Origin of the sequence: Mucilaginibacter sp. CAU 1740 (assembly GCF_039839285.1) — a bacterium.
Lineage (GTDB): Bacteria > Bacteroidota > Bacteroidia > Sphingobacteriales > Sphingobacteriaceae > Mucilaginibacter.
In genome coordinates this window covers 41,501-58,670 of record NZ_JBDOQS010000002.1, presented here as the reverse complement: position 1 = coordinate 58,670, position 17,170 = coordinate 41,501, and the positions used below count along the sequence as shown (strand labels likewise).

The following is a 17,170-nucleotide window of genomic DNA, read 5'->3' as shown; positions in this document are numbered from 1 at the left end:
GATTTAAAAAACAACTGTCTATATTTGCGCTGCTAATCTATAGTTTTACTATATAAAAAATGAACGGTATCGCACTACATCATCTTCATCTGCATCACCACCATGTGGTGATCAGCTAATATGTATGTTTCTACGCGAAATAACAACCTCCGTTTATACTCTTTTTTATCATAGTCTCTTAAATTCAATCTTTTGAAAACACTTAAAATAGCTATCCAGAAATCGGGTAGACTCAACGAAAAATCTGTTGAATTATTAAAAAATTGCGGCTTAAATTTTGAAAATTACAAAAGCTCGCTGATATCGCCGGTATCAAATTTCCCGTTAGAAATTCTTTTCCTTCGCGATGATGATATCCCTGAGTATGTGCAGGATGGCATTGCAGACCTGGGCATAGTTGGCGAAAACGTGATCCAGGAAACCGAAGTTGAAGTAAGCTACCTGCAGCGCCTCGGATTTGGTAAATGCTCGCTTAAAATAGCGGTACCAAACAACAGCAACATCAATACCCTGGCCGATTTGAACGGCAAGGCCATCGCCACCACCTACCCCGCCATCCTCGGCAAATTTTTAAAAGAACAAAACATTACTTCAGATATCCGCACCATTTCAGGCTCGGTAGAAATTTCGCCCGGTTTAGGCCTGAGCGATGCTATTTGTGATCTGGTATCAACCGGTGGCACGCTGAAAAGCAACGGATTGAAACCTTTTGCCGATGTAATGTCGTCGGAAGCGGTGCTGATTGGCAGCAAAGCTATTGCCGAAAGCGACCTGGTACAGGAACTCATCCAACGCATCCAATCTGTTTTGCGTGCTAAAGAGACTAAATATGTAGTGCTCAACGTTGAAAAACAGAACCTTGAGGCAGTTACCGCTTTATTGCCGGGCGTAAAAAGCCCATCGGTAGTGCCATTGGCCGAAGATAACTGGGTAGCAGTGCACACGGTGATCCCTGAGCGTGATTTCTGGGACCGCATCAGTCAGCTAAAACAAGCCGGCGCGCAAGGCATTGTGGTAATGCCTATTGAGAAGATAATTCTTTAGTTGGCGGTGGGCAGTTGGCAGTTTGCATCAAGTAAATTGTCCTAACTGCAAACTGCAAACAGTTAACTGAAAACTGGAATGAAGACATACAATTATTCAGAACTATCATCTACCGAGATCCAGAAACTGGTGCAGCGTAATGTTGACCCGGCCAACGAGATCAGGAACATTGTTGAAGAAGTAATTGCCAATGTGCAGCTGCACGGCGATGGTGCCTTGTTGGATTATGCTTCGCAATTTGACAAGGTTGAACTGAACAAGCTTTACCTTGAAAAAGCTGAACTGGAAGAAATTGCGCAGGCGATATCTCCCGATCAGAAAGCGGCTTTGGAAACAGCTTACAGCAATATCTATAAATTCCATCAAACACAGCTAAAACCCGAAGATAAGGTTGAAACCATGCCCGGCGTAACCTGCTGGCGCGAATTGAGGCCGATAGAAAAAGTTGGGCTGTATATTCCCGGCGGTTCGGCTGTATTACCGAGTACGTTTTTGATGCTGGGTATCCCTGCCCGTATTGCGGGTTGCCATGAGATAGTGGTTTGCTCGCCGCCACAAAAAAACGGCAAGGTTAACGCTTTCATAGCTTCTGTTGCTTTAATGCTGGGGATTGATAAGATCTATCTTGTAGGTGGTTCGCAGGCTGTGGCGGCTATGGCTTACGGTACTGAGAGTGTGCCTAAGGTTGATAAGATATTCGGTCCGGGCAACCAGTTTGTAACCAAGGCTAAAACCATTATCCAATCTACCACTACTACGGCTATTGATATGCCTGCTGGCCCTTCGGAAGTATTGGTTATTGCTGATGATAGCGCCATTTCTGCTTACATAGCCGCCGATTTACTGGCACAGGCCGAGCATGGTAGTGACAGCCAGGCGGTGTTGGTTTGTACTTCGGCCGAGATCGCTCAAAAAGCTATTGCCGAGGTGGAAAAGCAATTGCCGGTTTTACCCCGTGCCGAGATTGCCAAACAGGCTATAGATAACTCGTATGTAGTAATTACCGATAGCCTTGCCGAGGCCATGAGTTTCAGCAATCAGTATGCGCCCGAGCACTTGATACTGGCTACCGAAAGCTGGCAACAGATCACAGGAAGTATCATTAACGCGGGTTCGGTATTTTTAGGAAATCTAACTCCTGAAAGCGCAGGCGATTACGCATCAGGCACTAACCATACTTTGCCAACCAGCAGTTATGCAAGAGCTTACTCTGGCGTATCGGTAGATTCGTTTGTGAAAAAGATCACGTTTCAGCATATCACCCGCGAGGGTATTGGCAATATTGGCCATACGGTTGAGGTTTTAGCTGAGCTGGAAGGTTTGCATGCGCATAGGAATGCGGTAAGTGTTCGCCTTGGTAATTAAATAATATTTAAGTCCTCATTGTGAGGTACGAAGCAATCCCCAATATACAGGGCGGACTTGCATAGCTCCCCTGCTACTCGGGGATTGCTTCGTACCTCGCAATGACGGGTGTAAAAAAGGAATTAGAAAATGTTCGACATTAACAATATACTCAGAGAAAATATAAAACGCCTTGTACCCTATTCATCAGCACGTGATGAGTACCAGGGTGAAGCCAGCGTTTTTTTGGATGCCAATGAAAATGCTTTCGGATCACCTTTAGATCAGCAGTTTAACCGCTATCCTGACCCTTTACAGTACGATCTAAAAAAACGGATTACAGAAATTAAAGGAGTACCGCCGCGTAATATTTTTATCGGCAACGGCAGCGATGAGGCAATCGATATCCTGTTCCGCGCTTTTTGTAATCCCGGCGTTGATAATGTGGTTTTAGTACCGCCAACGTATGGCATGTACGAGGTATCGGCCAATATCAACGATATCGAAACCCGCAAAGTAAACCTGACCGAAGATTACCAGCTTAATGTAGAAGGTATTGCTGAAGCGGTTGACAAAAACACCAAGCTTATCTTTATCTGCTCGCCCAATAATCCTACAGGCAACTCCATCAATCGTGATGATATCCAAACGGTACTCGCCAATTTTAGGGGTATAGTGGTGGTTGATGAAGCATATATCAATTTCAGCAGGCAAAAATCATTTATCCAGGAGCTTACCGAGTATGCTAATTTGGTGGTGATGCAAACCCTCTCAAAAGCATGGGGCTTAGCTGGCTTACGCGTAGGTATGGCCTTTGCCAGCGAGGAGATCATTGAGGTAATGAACAAGGTAAAACCGCCTTACAACGTAAACGAGTCGTCGCAACAACTGGCTTTGGCTGCTTTGGCTAATGTTGGCCAGGTAAATGAGTGGATAAAAGAAACCCTCGCCCAACGCGACAGGTTGGTTCTCGCTCTGAAAGACATGGAGTTTGTGGTAGATATCTACCCGTCTGATGCCAACTTTATCCTGGTAAAAACTACCAATGCCAATGGTATTTATGATTTTCTGGTAAAGCAGGGCATCATTGTTCGCAACCGATCAAAAGTTGAACTATGCGAAGGTTGCTTAAGAATCACCGTAGGTACGCCGGATGAGAATACCATTTTACTGGATACGCTAAAAACCTTCAAGTAAAAAATCACTAACTCAATAAATCACTAATTGCATATATGAGTTTACAGAAAATATTATTCGTCGACCGTGACGGCACCCTGATCAAGGAGCCTGCCAATGAACAGATCGATTCATTTGCCAAACTGGAGTTTTATCCCGGCGCGTTAACTTATCTGCCCAAAATAGCTAAGGAACTTGATTTTGAACTGGTGATGGTTACCAACCAGGACGGCTTAGGCACCTCAGTTTATCCTGAAGATACCTTTTGGCCGGTGCATAACCTGGTGCTGAAAACATTTGAAGGCGAAGGCGTAACATTTGCCAACCAGATCATCGACCGCACTTTTGCTAAAGATAACGCCCCTACCCGCAAACCGGGTACAGCGTTGCTTACCCAATATCTCGACACGGATAAATACGATCTGAAAAACTCATTCACCATAGGCGATCGCAAAAACGATGTGCTGTTGGCTAAAAACCTCGGCGCTAAAGCCATCTGGTTAAATAACAACAGCAACCTTGGCGGCAGCGAGTTTTCGGAGGCGGATCATATCGATGATGTGATCGCTTTGGAAACTACCGACTGGCAAAAGGTTTATGAGTTTCTGAAGCTTGGTCAAAGGGTGTTTGAACACCGTCGCGCTACCAAAGAAACCGATATCCATATCAAAATAAATTTGGATGGTAAAGGCGATGCGAAGATCTCAACCGGCCTGCATTTTTTTGACCATATGTTAGATCAGATAGCCCGCCACGGCAGCATCGATCTGGAAATTACCGCCAAAGGTGATCTGCATATCGACGAGCATCATACCATCGAGGATACAGGTATCGCTTTAGGCGAGATATTCGCCTCGGCGTTAGGTAACAAAATGGGTATTGAACGTTACGGCTTCTGCCTGCCAATGGACGATTGCCTGGCCCAGGCCGCTATCGACTTTGGTGGTCGCAACTGGATAGTTTGGGATGCCGATTTTAAACGCGAAAAAGTGGGTGACGTGCCAACCGAGATGTTCTATCACTTCTTCAAATCGTTTAGCGATGCCTCAAAAAGCAACCTGAATATAAAAGCCGAAGGACAGAACGAACATCACAAAATTGAAGCTATATTTAAAGCCTTCGCCAAGGCAATAAAAATGGCCGTAAAACGTGATGTAGATAAGATGGTTTTACCAAGCACTAAAGGACTTTTATAAGTCCAGAGGCAAGAAACAAGAGATCAGGAAGCAAGAGACAGACACCAGCAGAAGCAGGAAACAAGAAGTCAAGAGGCAAGAGATTTAATGAAAGCGTTCTTGATTCCTGATTCTTGACATCTTGATTCTTAATTCCTGACATCTTTAATCTTAAAAAAATGATAGGTATTATACTATACGGCGCCGGAAACATTTTCTCTCTAACAGCCGCTTTGGAGCGTTTGGGCATTCCTTATGGCTTTATTAACAGCGAGGAGGATTTTGATAAGTATGATCGTTACATCATTCCTGGTGTAGGGCATGCGGGTGCTGCTATGAACAAGCTTAAAGCCACCGGCTTAGTACCATTTATTAAAGCTTTAAAAAAGCCAACATTGGGTATTTGCGTGGGGATGCAGTTGCTTACCTCCTACTCGGAAGAGGGCGATTCTAATCTGCTGGATATTATCCCGGTAAAAACTTTAAGGTTTAAAGATAGTGCAGATCATAAAGTGCCGCACACGGGCTGGAACAGGGTATTTCCGGAAAAAGAGAACCCGCTTTTTGAAAATATACCGTCAGGTTCACACTTTTACTTTGTACATTCATACTTTATTGAGTATGATAAAGCATACACCTTATTGGCTGCCGATTACGGAAATCAGTTTTCGGCATCAATTTGGCTTGATAATTTTTATGGCGTACAATTCCACCCGGAAAAATCGGGCGAGTTTGGCGAAACATTGTTAACTAATTTTTCTAAAATATAAAGGATATGTACATTATTCCTGCTATCGACATTTTGAACAAGAAGGTAGTCCGCCTTCGCGAAGGCGACTACGGACAGGTAACCGAATACGATGTTACCCTTGAAGAAATGATCGAACGCTACCAAAGCAACGGCACCAATTTCATTCACATTATTGATTTGAACGGTGCTAAAAACGATTTCAGCAACCAGCAATATCTGTTTGATGTGATCCGCAAAACCGACATGAAGGTGCAATACGGCGGCGGTATCCGCAGCATCGAAAAGGTAAAAGAACTTATCGATGCCGGTGTTCACCGTGTTATTGTTGGTACGCAAGCCCTCACCAATCCCAACTTCCTGCCTGAACTAAGCAAAGAAATTTGCGGCAAAGAAAAATGCTCGGACCAGGTAGTAGTAGCCATCGACGTATTGGACGAAGTGATCAAATACTCAGGCTGGATGGAAAGCTCGCCAATCAAGCTGATGGATTATGTTGATAAATGTCTTGCTTTAGGTTTCTTCCGTTTCCTTTGCACCGATATCAATAAAGATGGTAAACTCGGCGGCGCAGGTATCGAACTGTACGAAAAATTGCTTGATCATTCACCGTTTATTAAGCTGATCGCTTCGGGTGGTGTGAGTTCAATGGGTGATATCGAAAAACTGAACAGGTTGAAAGTGGAGTCGGTAGTTGTAGGTAAAGCCATCTATGAAAATCGCATCAGTATTGAAGATGTGAAGCATTGGAACTTGGATGCGCTGATATCAATATAAATAAAACGTTATTGAATACATCATTGTGAGGAACGAAGCAATCCCCGATCTGCAGGTCCGCCCTGTATAGTTTGGGATTGCTTCGTTCCTCGCAATGACGAGATGTATAAATTGCCCTGATGCTTGCTAAAAGAATTATCCCATGCCTGGACGTTAAAGACGGGCGCACCGTTAAGGGTGTAAATTTTGTTGACCTTCGTGACGCTGGAGATCCTGTGGAGTTAGCTTGGAACTATTCGAACCAGGGAGCTGACGAATTGGTATTTCTCGATATCACCGCCACCGTTGAACGCCGTAAAACCATGGTTGAGTTGGTTAAATCCGTTGCAAGGCAGATCAATATTCCGTTCACTATTGGTGGCGGTATCAATGAAATTGCCGATGCAGATGCTCTGCTAAACGCCGGTGCAGATAAAATTTCTATCAATTCTGCAGCTGTACGCAACCCAAAACTGATAGACGAACTGGCTGCAGCCTTCGGCGTTCAGTTTGTGGTAATAGCGGTTGATACACGCAGCATTGGCGATAAACATGTTGTACATTTAAACGGCGGTCGCCTGCCTACAGAACGCCAAACATTGGAGTGGATATTAGAAGCCGAAAGCCGGGGTGCGGGTGAGATCCTCTTAACTTCAATGGATCATGACGGTACCAAAGGCGGCTTTGATAATGGTTTATTGAAAACCGTTAACGATGCTGTTCATATCCCGGTAATTGCTTCGGGTGGTGCTGGTAAGGTTGAGCACTTTGTTGATGTGTTTGAGAAAACCAATGTTGATGCGGCCTTGGCGGCGTCGGTGTTTCACTATGGTGAAATTCTGATACCGGATTTGAAGCAGATATTGAAGAGCAATAATATTGAGGTTAGGATTTAAAAATAATTTCTGAAGATAAAAGCACAGGAATGTGCGATTCCCTCCCCCGGGAGGGTGTAGGGAGGGGTTTCTGCGACAAGTATACATTGAACAGCGCATCCCCCTCCCTGCCCGGCACTACCCAACGCACCCCTCCCGAGGGAGGGAATAGAAAAAATACAATGAAAATAGATTTCGAAAAAACCGGCGGACTTGTCCCCGTGATCATACAAGACGAACAGACATTAGAAGTGCTGATGCTGGGATACATGAACCAGGAAGCCTACGATAAAACCGTACAGGAAAACATCGTAACCTTCTACTCGCGCTCAAAAAACCGCCTGTGGACCAAAGGCGAAACCAGCAATAATTTTCTGCATGTAAAAAGCATCAGCATTGATTGCGATAACGATACCTTGCTGATCAAAGCTAAAGCTGATGGCCCAACCTGCCACACAGGCTCGCGCAATTGCTTCAATACCGAGTTTAACCAAAACTTCATCCTCGAATTGGAGAATATTATTGGCGATAGGTATGAAAATCCGGTTGAGGGATCGTACGTGAACAAGCTTCGCAATAAAGGCTTAAACAAAATAGCCCAGAAAGTTGGCGAAGAAGGTGTTGAAACCGTAATAGCCGCACTTGCCGAAACTGAAACAGATTTGATCAACGAAGCATCAGACCTTGTTTTCCACTTATTAGTTTTGCTTCGCGAAAAAGGATTAACGTTAGAAACGATAGCTAAAAATTTAGAATCGAGACACAAGTAAATCAGTTGGCAGTTTTAAGTTTGCAGTAGGCAGTTAACTAATTCGGAAACGTAAATTAACAACAGCAAACTGCCAACAGAAAACTGCAAATTGAACAAGGAAACTGCAAACTGAAATGATCGTACAAAAAATAGCCGAACTTACTGGCCATGCCAACCCGATATTCACGCTTGAGCTTTCGCAAAAGCCGGGGATATTGTTTACCGGCGGCAACGATAAAGGTTTGGTTGAATGGAGTTTGAAGGATTTCTCTTTCATTAAGGTGATGTTTCCTGTTAATGCCTCTATTTATGCTATCCATTGCCCGGAAGGTTACCCGCTGATGTTTGCAGGTTTGCGCAGTGGTGAGGTTTTGGTATTTGATTTTATCCAGCAAAAATTACTGAAACCTTTACGCCATCACCGAAAGGCTATCTTCGATATCAAATCATCTGTAAAAAAAGATGAACTGCTTATAGCTTCTGAAGACGGTACAGTATCCGTGTGGAGCATAAAAACCCTGGAGATGGTACATAGCATCACTGTATCAAAAGACACTGTACGCTGCATAGCCGTATCGCCTGATCAAAAACAGGTTGCATTTGGCTGTCGCGATAACCACGTAGGCATTTACGATCTGGAAGATTACACCATTATCAAGGCCCTGCATGGTCATACCATGGCTGTTTTCTCAGCAGCCTATAGTCAGGATGGTACTTACCTGGCAACAGGATCGCGCGATGCCCAGGTAAAGATCTGGGATAGCAACACTTACCAGGAGACCCAAAATATTCCCGCGCACCTGTTCGCGGTTAATCATATCGCATTTCACCCCACCCTACCCTATTTTGCTACGGCAAGCATGGATAAAAGCATCAAGATTTGGGGGGCCGACGATTTTAAACTCTACAAAAACATCAGCAGAGAAAAAGGCTACCCCAGCCATGTACTATCCATCAACAAATTGGCCTGGAACGGCCCGGAGCAACTACTTTCTGTAAGTGATGATAAAAACATCATTACCTGGGGCATAACGTTCTAAACAGTCCTTCATCCCCTCTTAACAACTTAAGGCACAGTCAATTAACCTAATAGTTGTACTAATTTCATAAATAAAGGTAACTTTTTCCTGAACGATAACGTATATTAATTGATAGTTATATTAATTAACAAAATCAGCTCTTTATATAGGGGAATTTTTACTAATCGGAATGAGGACATATCTAAAAATGCTACCCGCGGTAGGATTATTGCTACTGCTTTATACAAACTCATTCGCCCAAACAACCTATGATTGGGTTGGCACCACATCGGCCTGGAATACCGCATCAAACTGGAAAATAGGTTCTGCTACGGCAACTTCCGCACCATCAGCAGCTACAGATATTATCAGGATAGGCACTAACCAAACTGTCATTAACCCTCCCGTAATAAGTGCCGCAAGTGTTACATGCGCCTCTATAACCTTCGCGCCTTTTAGCTCGTCAATAACTGTAAACAGCGGACTAACACTCACTGTAAATAACGACGTAACAGCAAAACACGGCAGCACAAGTACTGTGGATGGTACAATTTATACAACGACCATTAAAGGCGCAGGCACTATGCTGATAAAAGGCAATTTATTAGTGGGCGATAACACCATGCCTTCCAATTCGCTGGTTGGAACTGTAAAGGTTATTGTTGATTGCCAGATAAGTTTGTTAACCATAAATGGTAACGTTGCCTTTACTTCGGTGTCAAACTTTAAATCGGGAGTAAATGGTGGCAATGGGTTAAACAATTCCGAATTTGATTTAAACAGCGCCCTAACCTTAAACGGACAAATTAAATATCAGGATATTGGTGCTACTGTAACCAACTTTAACACTAACCGCAATTTATTCAATGCTTCGGCAGGCACTACTAACACTACATTAACGTTAACTAATGCCGCGCCTATCGGGGCGTTCACCACTTCATCGCAATATCAATACATTGATTTTTATAACCCTAACGTTACCGGTCGTGCTACAGTGATTTATGCTGCCCCTTCAGGCACGCAAACCGTTTACACCGGGGCAGACGGTACTACTATAGGCAACGCCCCGCAAAACTACGATAACCTGGTATTAAGCGGCGCAAGTACCAAGGTTGCCGATGGCGCAAGCTTCACTATTGGCAGCTCATTCACCACCAGCGGCGGTACCGTTGATATCAGCACCAATAACCCAAACATTACCATCGGTTCATCCGGCACTAATACCGCCAGCTGGACCAATAGCACAACCGTTACGCAGGGCTCGGGTACGATAGATCTTAACGGCAGTCTCACCAACTCCGGTATTTTAACTCTCGGGAGTGCGGCCACAACCATATCTGGTAATTTCACTAACAGCGCCACTTTTACACAAGGCACGGGATCATTAACATTTGATGGGGCGGCCGCGCAAAGCTTTACCGATGGCGGAGCGGGTACTACTTTCGGTAACGTAACATTTACCGGCGGAGGCACCAAAACCATAACAGCAGGCAATTTTTATATCCAAAATACCGGCGTAGTTACTATGGCGGGCAGTTCGCAACTTAATGGTAATGGTAACCTCACCTTAATTTCGGATGCAACCAGCTCGGCAAGTATAGGGCCAATTCCATCGGGCAGCAGCTTGGCAGGTAATTTCAAAATTCAGCGTTTTTTTAAAGGCAGCAGCACCAGCCTGGCCAAGCGCGGTTACAGACTGATCAGCTCGTCGGTTTATACCGGGACGGTATCAACGTTAAAAGTTGCAGATTTTACTTATTTACTTAATGACGCTTATGTAACCGGGGCTCCGGGCGGAGGCTTTAATACCCCACCTAATAACGCCAATAATCCATCTTTATATTTATACAGGGAAGATATTAAACCAAGCAACACGCTTTTTACATCAGGCCCTTATAAAGGCATTAACAAGATAAATAACAGCCTTGTTTACAACATAGGTACACAAACCCGCAACAACTTTCTGAACGTAAATGATACCACGGTAACTATACCTGCGGGCAACGGTGTGCTATTCTTTTTTAGGGGAAATAAAACCGACAACTCAACCCAAACCGGCACTAAAACCGTTTTGCCTTACGATTATCCGGAAGATGTGACCTTTACACAACTTGGCGTACCTAACACAGGTACAGTTAACGTAGTGCTATGGTATAAAGCAGGTAGCAGCACGCTTGGGTTTACTAACACATCACTTGCCAATTCAACTATCCGTGGATATTGTTTGGTGGGCAACCCATATCCATCAACCATTAACTGGGAAAAATTTAACCGCAACATCATCCCGGCCAGTTCAACCATTTATGGTGCTAATTTCCCCGCGGCAGGCACTACCCAATCAACAATTTGGGTATTAAACCCAAGCACCAAACAGTACGACACTTACAAACAGAAAACAGGTACAGTATCAGTTGCAGATACTACTACTACTATAAACCCAACCAATAGCACGGCCACAGGTGCGGCCAGTAATATGATTGCCAGCGGGCAGGGCTTTTTTGTGAGGGCTACAGCCACTAATCAGAGTTTGTCATTCAGAGAATCGGCTAAAACCAGCGCCCAACCTACCCCATCAAACCTGATCCAACTGATGAGCACCCGCCAGTTTGTTGAACAGCAACAAACAACCGAACAAGCTAATCCGCTGTTGCGGCTTAAATTATCATTAGATAGCGTAAACCACGATGAGGTAGTGATGACATTTGCAGATACCGCGCATATGGCCTATAATGTAAATGAAGACGCCGAAGACCTTGGCGGAAACGGCGCGCCGGAGAGTCTATCACTATTATCGGCCGATAGCGTACGGTTGGCCATTAACCACCTTCCATTTCCTAAAACACAGGATGAAATAGTGCCCGTAAGCGCCAACGCAACCAATAGCGGTATATACCACTTAGATCTTACAGAGGTAAGAAGCATTCCGGCCCTTTATGATATCTGGCTGAAAGATGCCCTATCGGGCGATTCTGTTGATATCAAAAACAATCGCAGTTATAGTTTTAATATCGACAAAGGCAACCCGGCAACTTTTGGCGACAACCGCTTTAAGCTTATCCTTCGTCAAAACCAGGCCATGATGGTAAAGCTGCTGGTTTTTAATGCTGATAAAACCCCACAAGGTTCAAAGATAACATGGCAGGCTAAAAACGAAGCCGACTATACTATTTACACGGTAGAACGCAGTATAGATAATGGTAAAATATTTGATCCCATAGGCACTATCTATTCCAACAATACGCAAAACTATGCTTTGGTGGATAAAACACCGGTAACCGGCCTTAACCAGTACCGCCTTAAACAGGTTGACCTGAACGGCGATATCGCCTACTCGGCAATTGTACCTATCATGTACACTGATAAACCTCAGCAGGAGATAAGCAATATCAGCGTGTACCCTAACCCCGCTTTAGATGTGTTGCACACCGAAATAGAGGCCAAAAGCAATACCGGTACCAGCTATAAAATAAATATTACCAACAGCGAGGGACGGGTGTTAACCAGTAGCGTATCATCACAATCTTATTGGCAAAATAACGTGAGCGGCTTTTTACCAGGCACCTATATTATCCAGATCGTAAACAGTAAAGACAATAGCGTTGTTGGCATCAAAAAGTTTATAAAAAAATAAAACAGATCTTATAAAATAGTGTATTAAATACACGAAACATCTTAAACTTCAATATTAGCAAGCCCCCATTTTGTTCACAATATGGGGGCTTGTTCATTTCGTTCAATCGCTAAAAACAGCAACAATTGCGCCTTAATAAGCGTAACTATACTTAATACTTCCTGTTTTTAAAAGCACACTGAAAAACCAATTATAGCTTTTAAGAATATAAAAATAGTATTGAATATTTATGCCTGTGAAAAATACAATCATACTGATTCTATTTTTATTCATCAATTCGGTTGCTTTGGCGGCGCAATTAGATTGGGTTGGCGGAGCTTCACCTAACCCAAATTCATGGGCTGATAAGAACAACTGGCGCATTGGCCCGCTTGATCTCTCAGCCCCAAGCAGCGCTCCTACCACCGCCGACGATGTTAATATTCTTTTGACCGGTAACCAACCAATTGTGCTTACCGGAACAACCGCGGTATGCAAATCACTCACCATGGCAGCTTCAAACGGCATAATACTTACTGTAAATGGCACTTTAACTGTATCGGGGATGATTATGCAGAACCCTCCCTTAGTATCACTGTTGGGTCTTGGCGGTACAGTAACCGCCACCATAGCAGGTACCGGTACTGTAAACTGCGCTTCCATGCAAGTTGGAAGCACTACGTTTTTAGGCCTGGCTGTAGCTACCGTAAACCAATTATCAATAATATCAACCGTTAACAACCTGAAAATAACAGGCGATTTGAGCATTTACGGCACCAGCAATAGTGTAGTGATCATAGTAAGCCTGCTGCAGGTTAACAATTCCGCTTTTTACGTGCGCGGTGGTACAACTACTATAGGCGGACAAATATTTACAAATACTACGGCAGGCACGGGCGGGATACTGGACATTTCACTATTCTCGTCGGCCACTGCCACTTTTACTATAGACGTCCCTTCCGGATCGTCATTAACCCCAAAGGTAGTCCTAACCAATGCTACACCAATCAAATCAACCAGCAACGCCGGTTCCATCGATTTTTATAACAACGGCGGCGGTAGCGGAACATGTACTGTAGAATATGCCGGTACAGCCGCGCAAACAGTTTATACAGAAACTGCCACTCAGCTAAACATCAGCCCTACTGCTTATCAAAACATAGCGTTTTCGGCGGCTGGGAATAAAAACATTACCTCGGGCGATCTAACTGTTTTTGGCAACTGGACATCAGTATCAGGCAAAGTCGATGCGGTTAGCAACAACCCTAATGTTATATTTAAGGGCACAACGCAATCACTTTCAGATACGGCTTCAGACGCGGGCAAGGGCGTTGTATTTAAAAACGTTTTTTTTCAAAACAGTGGTACCAAAACTATGTCGGGCAGTGGCAAGTTTTCGGTATCATCGTTAGGTATTTTAACTATGGCCGGTACTTCAACAGCCCTGGCAACAGGCGGCATCCTCACCTTAATATCTGATGCTTCCGGCTCGGCAACTGTGGCCAGTATCCCATCAGGCAACGCCATTACAGGCAACGTGAACGTGCAACGCTATATTAATGGTGGCGCATGGTATTACCGGGGCTACCGGTTGCTATCATCTCCCGTTAATAATGGTTCAGGTAATTTTAATTTAGAGTATCTTAAACTTTCGGCCTTTGTAACCGGCACAACCAAGGCCGCGGGCGGCTTTGATACGTCGCCTAATGCCAATAATCCCAGTATTTATTTTTTCAGGGAGAATACCGCTTACTCGAGCAGCCAGTTCACAACGGGCAATTTCAGGGGGGTTAATAGTTTAGGATCAACGCCGTACTCGTTTGATAATGAATCGAGTGCTTATAATTTACCTATTGGTAATGGTTTCCTTTTCTTTTTCCGTGGCGATCGGTCGTCGGGCATAGCCTCGGCAACAGTAGCTTCTCACGTGCCAGAAAACACCACTTTTACCGCTACCGGAGCACTTAACCAGGGAAATACCACAGTAAAACAATGGTACTCAGGCGGAGCATTGCTTTACACCACTACTGTGGGCAGCCGCGTACAAGGCTATAACCTGGTAGGCAACCCATACGCCAGTACCATCAATTTCGAAAAATTTAACCGCAAAGGAACTTCCGGCTTAACAGCCGATGCAGCTTCATCTATTTACATTTCGGGGCAAAAGGCGCAAATTTATACTACAACCCCTGCCAACGTACCACCGCTGGCTTTTATATGGGTAGTTAACCCCACTACCAAACAGTATGAAACCTATCAACAAAAAGCAACCGCCATTTCTACCGCCGATACAACTACAAATATTAACCCCGGCATACAAAGCGTTGTTGGCGGTGCGGCCAGTAATATGATAGCCAGCGGACAAGGTTTTTTTGTACGGGCCACCGCCAGCGGACAAACCATGACTTTCAGGGAATCGGCCAAAACCAACACACAACCTAACTCGGCCACACTTGTGGGTGTATTTAGCTTACCGAAAGATAAACCCCCTATTGCCATGGCCGCTGCAAATATGCAAAACAAATTTGCCGCCGCGGTTCCAACAGGAAACGATGCGGCACCTTATCAATGGCCAATGCCTTTAATGAGGTTGCGGTTAATTAAAGATTCCATCAATTTTGATGCTGTTGTAATAGTATTAGTAAAAGATATATCGGCGGCCTATAACGCTGATAAAGATGCTGAAGACCTTGGGAGTAACGGTGCACCTGAAAGTCTCTCCGCGCTATCCAGCGACAGCGTTAAGATCACGATCCATCGTCGCCCTATCCCCGGTAAACTACAGGAAACTATCCCTTTATATGTTGATGCTACAACATCCGGAGATTATAAACTTAGCCTAACCGAACTAAAAGATCTGCCCGACTTATACCAAGTATGGATCAAAGATAATTTGACTAAAGATTCGGTACTGGCCAAAACAAACAGTGATTATAATTTCACTATCGATAAATCAAATCCCGCAAGTTTTGGTACCAATCGTTTTCAGCTAATTGTACGCCAAAATAATGCAGAAATGGCCAAAGTGCTTGATTTTAACGCGCAGAAAGCGATCAATGGGTCAAAACTAATCTGGACAACAGCAAACGCTGCCAACTATACCGCCTATGTTGCCGAACGCAGTATCGATAACGGCAAAACATTCAGCACGTTGGATACTGTTTACGCTAACGGATCAAACAGCTATAGCCTGGTGGATACCAAACCGTTGCAGGGATTGAACCAATATCGTTTAACACAGATCGACTTGAATGGCGATACCACGCTATCCAAGGTTGTACCGTTGATGTATGCCGATACTAAAACCAATGTAATAGCCGAAACTATGAACATTTACCCCAACCCGGCAACTGATGTGATACACGCGCAAATGTTGTTAAAGAATGATGGAACGGTAAAATATAAAGTAAATATCACCAACAGCGAGGGTAAAGTGATGGCTACAGCAACCACATCGCAGGCCACCTGGCAAAACAATGTAGGCTCGTTTATTCCGGGTACTTATATTATGCAGGTTGTTAACAGCAGTAATAACACGGTTATCGGCGTAAAAAAATTCGTCAAGAAGTAAAAGTGTATTATTTAAAGGAAACGCCTTATCCCGCAAAGTTTATGGGTGTGGCGTTTTTGATCGGCCGAGTAGATGCCTTCCTCATCAATGGTATCAATTTTAACCCTGCCCGATGCATGGATAATATGCTCGTTATTAAGCAATATGCCCACGTGGGTTACCTTGCTTTCGGCATTATCAAAAAAAGCAAGATCGCCCAGGGTTACCTCACTTAATGAGTTTACCTTTATACCCTCTTTTACCTGCATGCTGGCATCGCGTTTTAAACGCAAACCCTTTAATTTAAAAACTACCTGGGTAAAGCCCGAGCAGTCGATACCGAAATGGGTACGGCCTCCCCATAAATAAGGTGAATTAAGATATGATTTGGCGGTTGCGGCCAGATCTTCACGGTCGCCAATTTCGCCTATAATTTCAAACCGTTCGTTGCCGATGCGGCAGGAGGTGCCTTCTAAAAACGGCAATGAACTACCCGCAGGCAAATACACAACGCTGTTATCGCTTATTTTCCAGGCCTGGGTTACCGCGCGGTACGTTAACTGGGGTGTGGTATTTTTAATTTGTTTATAGGCAATGTGCCCTAACATGGTGAATTGCAAACGACCTATCCAGCCTACATAGCCATCAGATTCAGCTATAATTTTAACCCAGTTGGTTTCCCACTCGGTAATTTCAAAAGCTTCGCCAAATAATAGTTGTGATACCTGCTCGCTCCGTTCGTTAGGTTCGGCCCTTAGCGGAATCACAGCAAGGTTGCATATCCCGTATTCCATAGTTGATGTAAACGTAAAAATAACAAAAGTTGTACCGCGTATTTACAAGCTATATACGCAACGTTAAATAACATTGTACTGTTTGTATAACTGGTATTTTTATTAACCGCGGGGGCTAACGGTTTTACGATGATACAAATATTTTGTTATAAATAAAACTGCCATATGTTATGAAGCCTGCCATTGCGGTTGCCGGCAGCGAGGAGTTTTTAAATTTATTCACAATTTTTTACGAATTGATTCGAATTACACGAATAATTGATCGTAGCTAAATAGATCATTAAAACAAAACAACAAGAAATTCCCACACGAATTTTTACGAATTATC

At 44.0% G+C, this 17,170-nt stretch carries 12 protein-coding genes; 11 read left to right on the top strand and 1 reads right to left on the bottom strand.

What is annotated here, in order from left to right; genetic code table 11:
• Positions 1-192: 192 nt before the first annotated feature.
• The 11 genes from hisG to AAFN85_RS04620 all read left to right on the top strand — a co-directional run bounded on the left by hisG (position 193) and on the right by AAFN85_RS04620 (position 16,069).
• Complete coding sequence (hisG, locus tag AAFN85_RS04670; RefSeq protein WP_347525804.1) at positions 193-1,044, top strand: ATP phosphoribosyltransferase; 852 nt, start codon at positions 193-195, stop codon at positions 1,042-1,044.
• A gap of 78 nt (positions 1,045-1,122) precedes the next feature.
• Entirely contained in the window at positions 1,123-2,409 is a 1,287-nt protein-coding gene (gene hisD, locus AAFN85_RS04665; protein WP_347525803.1) for a histidinol dehydrogenase, read from the top strand.
• Between the two features lie 129 nt (positions 2,410-2,538).
• Positions 2,539-3,585, top strand: coding sequence for a histidinol-phosphate transaminase (gene hisC, locus AAFN85_RS04660; RefSeq protein WP_347525802.1), 1,047 nt, complete (start codon positions 2,539-2,541; stop codon positions 3,583-3,585).
• Positions 3,586-3,620: 35 nt separating this feature from the next.
• Entirely contained in the window at positions 3,621-4,760 is a 1,140-nt protein-coding gene (gene hisB, locus AAFN85_RS04655; RefSeq protein ID WP_347525801.1) for a bifunctional histidinol-phosphatase/imidazoleglycerol-phosphate dehydratase HisB, read from the top strand.
• Between the two features lie 158 nt (positions 4,761-4,918).
• Positions 4,919-5,509 carry an imidazole glycerol phosphate synthase subunit HisH gene (gene hisH, locus AAFN85_RS04650; protein ID WP_347525800.1) on the top strand — a complete coding sequence of 197 codons (591 nt, stop codon included), beginning with the start codon at positions 4,919-4,921 and terminating at the stop codon, positions 5,507-5,509.
• Positions 5,510-5,514: 5 nt separating this feature from the next.
• Positions 5,515-6,264, top strand: coding sequence for a 1-(5-phosphoribosyl)-5-[(5-phosphoribosylamino)methylideneamino] imidazole-4-carboxamide isomerase (locus AAFN85_RS04645; RefSeq protein WP_347525799.1), 750 nt, complete (start codon positions 5,515-5,517; stop codon positions 6,262-6,264).
• 119 nt (positions 6,265-6,383) lie between these two features.
• Positions 6,384-7,139, top strand: coding sequence for an imidazole glycerol phosphate synthase subunit HisF (gene hisF, locus AAFN85_RS04640; RefSeq protein ID WP_347525798.1), 756 nt, complete (start codon positions 6,384-6,386; stop codon positions 7,137-7,139).
• Between the two features lie 161 nt (positions 7,140-7,300).
• Entirely contained in the window at positions 7,301-7,888 is a 588-nt protein-coding gene (gene hisIE / locus AAFN85_RS04635; RefSeq protein WP_347525796.1) for a bifunctional phosphoribosyl-AMP cyclohydrolase/phosphoribosyl-ATP diphosphatase HisIE, read from the top strand.
• Positions 7,889-8,003: 115 nt separating this feature from the next.
• Positions 8,004-8,909, top strand: coding sequence for a WD40 repeat domain-containing protein (locus AAFN85_RS04630; RefSeq protein WP_347525795.1), 906 nt, complete (start codon positions 8,004-8,006; stop codon positions 8,907-8,909).
• A 169-nt stretch (positions 8,910-9,078) separates the two neighbouring features.
• On the top strand, positions 9,079-12,519 hold the full coding sequence (locus tag AAFN85_RS04625; RefSeq protein ID WP_347525794.1) for a T9SS type A sorting domain-containing protein: 3,441 nt from the start codon (positions 9,079-9,081) through the stop codon (positions 12,517-12,519).
• 235 nt (positions 12,520-12,754) lie between these two features.
• Complete coding sequence (locus tag AAFN85_RS04620) at positions 12,755-16,069, top strand: T9SS type A sorting domain-containing protein (protein ID WP_347525793.1); 3,315 nt, start codon at positions 12,755-12,757, stop codon at positions 16,067-16,069.
• Between the two features lie 11 nt (positions 16,070-16,080).
• On the opposite strand, the gene AAFN85_RS04615 is transcribed toward AAFN85_RS04620, so the two are convergent.
• On the bottom strand, positions 16,081-16,842 hold the full coding sequence (locus AAFN85_RS04615; RefSeq protein ID WP_347525792.1) for an NlpC/P60 family protein: 762 nt from the start codon (positions 16,840-16,842) through the stop codon (positions 16,081-16,083).
• Positions 16,843-17,170: the final 328 nt, after the last annotated feature.

Coding starts and splice junctions, on each gene's coding strand:
- hisD (WP_347525803.1), top strand. CDS start 1,123: ATGAAGACATACAATTATTCAGAACTATCATCTACCGAGATCCAGAAA.
- hisH (WP_347525800.1), top strand. CDS start 4,919: ATGATAGGTATTATACTATACGGCGCCGGAAACATTTTCTCTCTAACA.
- hisB (WP_347525801.1), top strand. CDS start 3,621: ATGAGTTTACAGAAAATATTATTCGTCGACCGTGACGGCACCCTGATC.
- hisF (WP_347525798.1), top strand. CDS start 6,384: ATGCTTGCTAAAAGAATTATCCCATGCCTGGACGTTAAAGACGGGCGC.
- hisC (WP_347525802.1), top strand. CDS start 2,539: ATGTTCGACATTAACAATATACTCAGAGAAAATATAAAACGCCTTGTA.
- AAFN85_RS04615 (WP_347525792.1), bottom strand. CDS start 16,842: ATGGAATACGGGATATGCAACCTTGCTGTGATTCCGCTAAGGGCCGAA.
- AAFN85_RS04625 (WP_347525794.1), top strand. CDS start 9,079: ATGAGGACATATCTAAAAATGCTACCCGCGGTAGGATTATTGCTACTG.
- hisIE (WP_347525796.1), top strand. CDS start 7,301: ATGAAAATAGATTTCGAAAAAACCGGCGGACTTGTCCCCGTGATCATA.
- AAFN85_RS04630 (WP_347525795.1), top strand. CDS start 8,004: ATGATCGTACAAAAAATAGCCGAACTTACTGGCCATGCCAACCCGATA.
- AAFN85_RS04645 (WP_347525799.1), top strand. CDS start 5,515: ATGTACATTATTCCTGCTATCGACATTTTGAACAAGAAGGTAGTCCGC.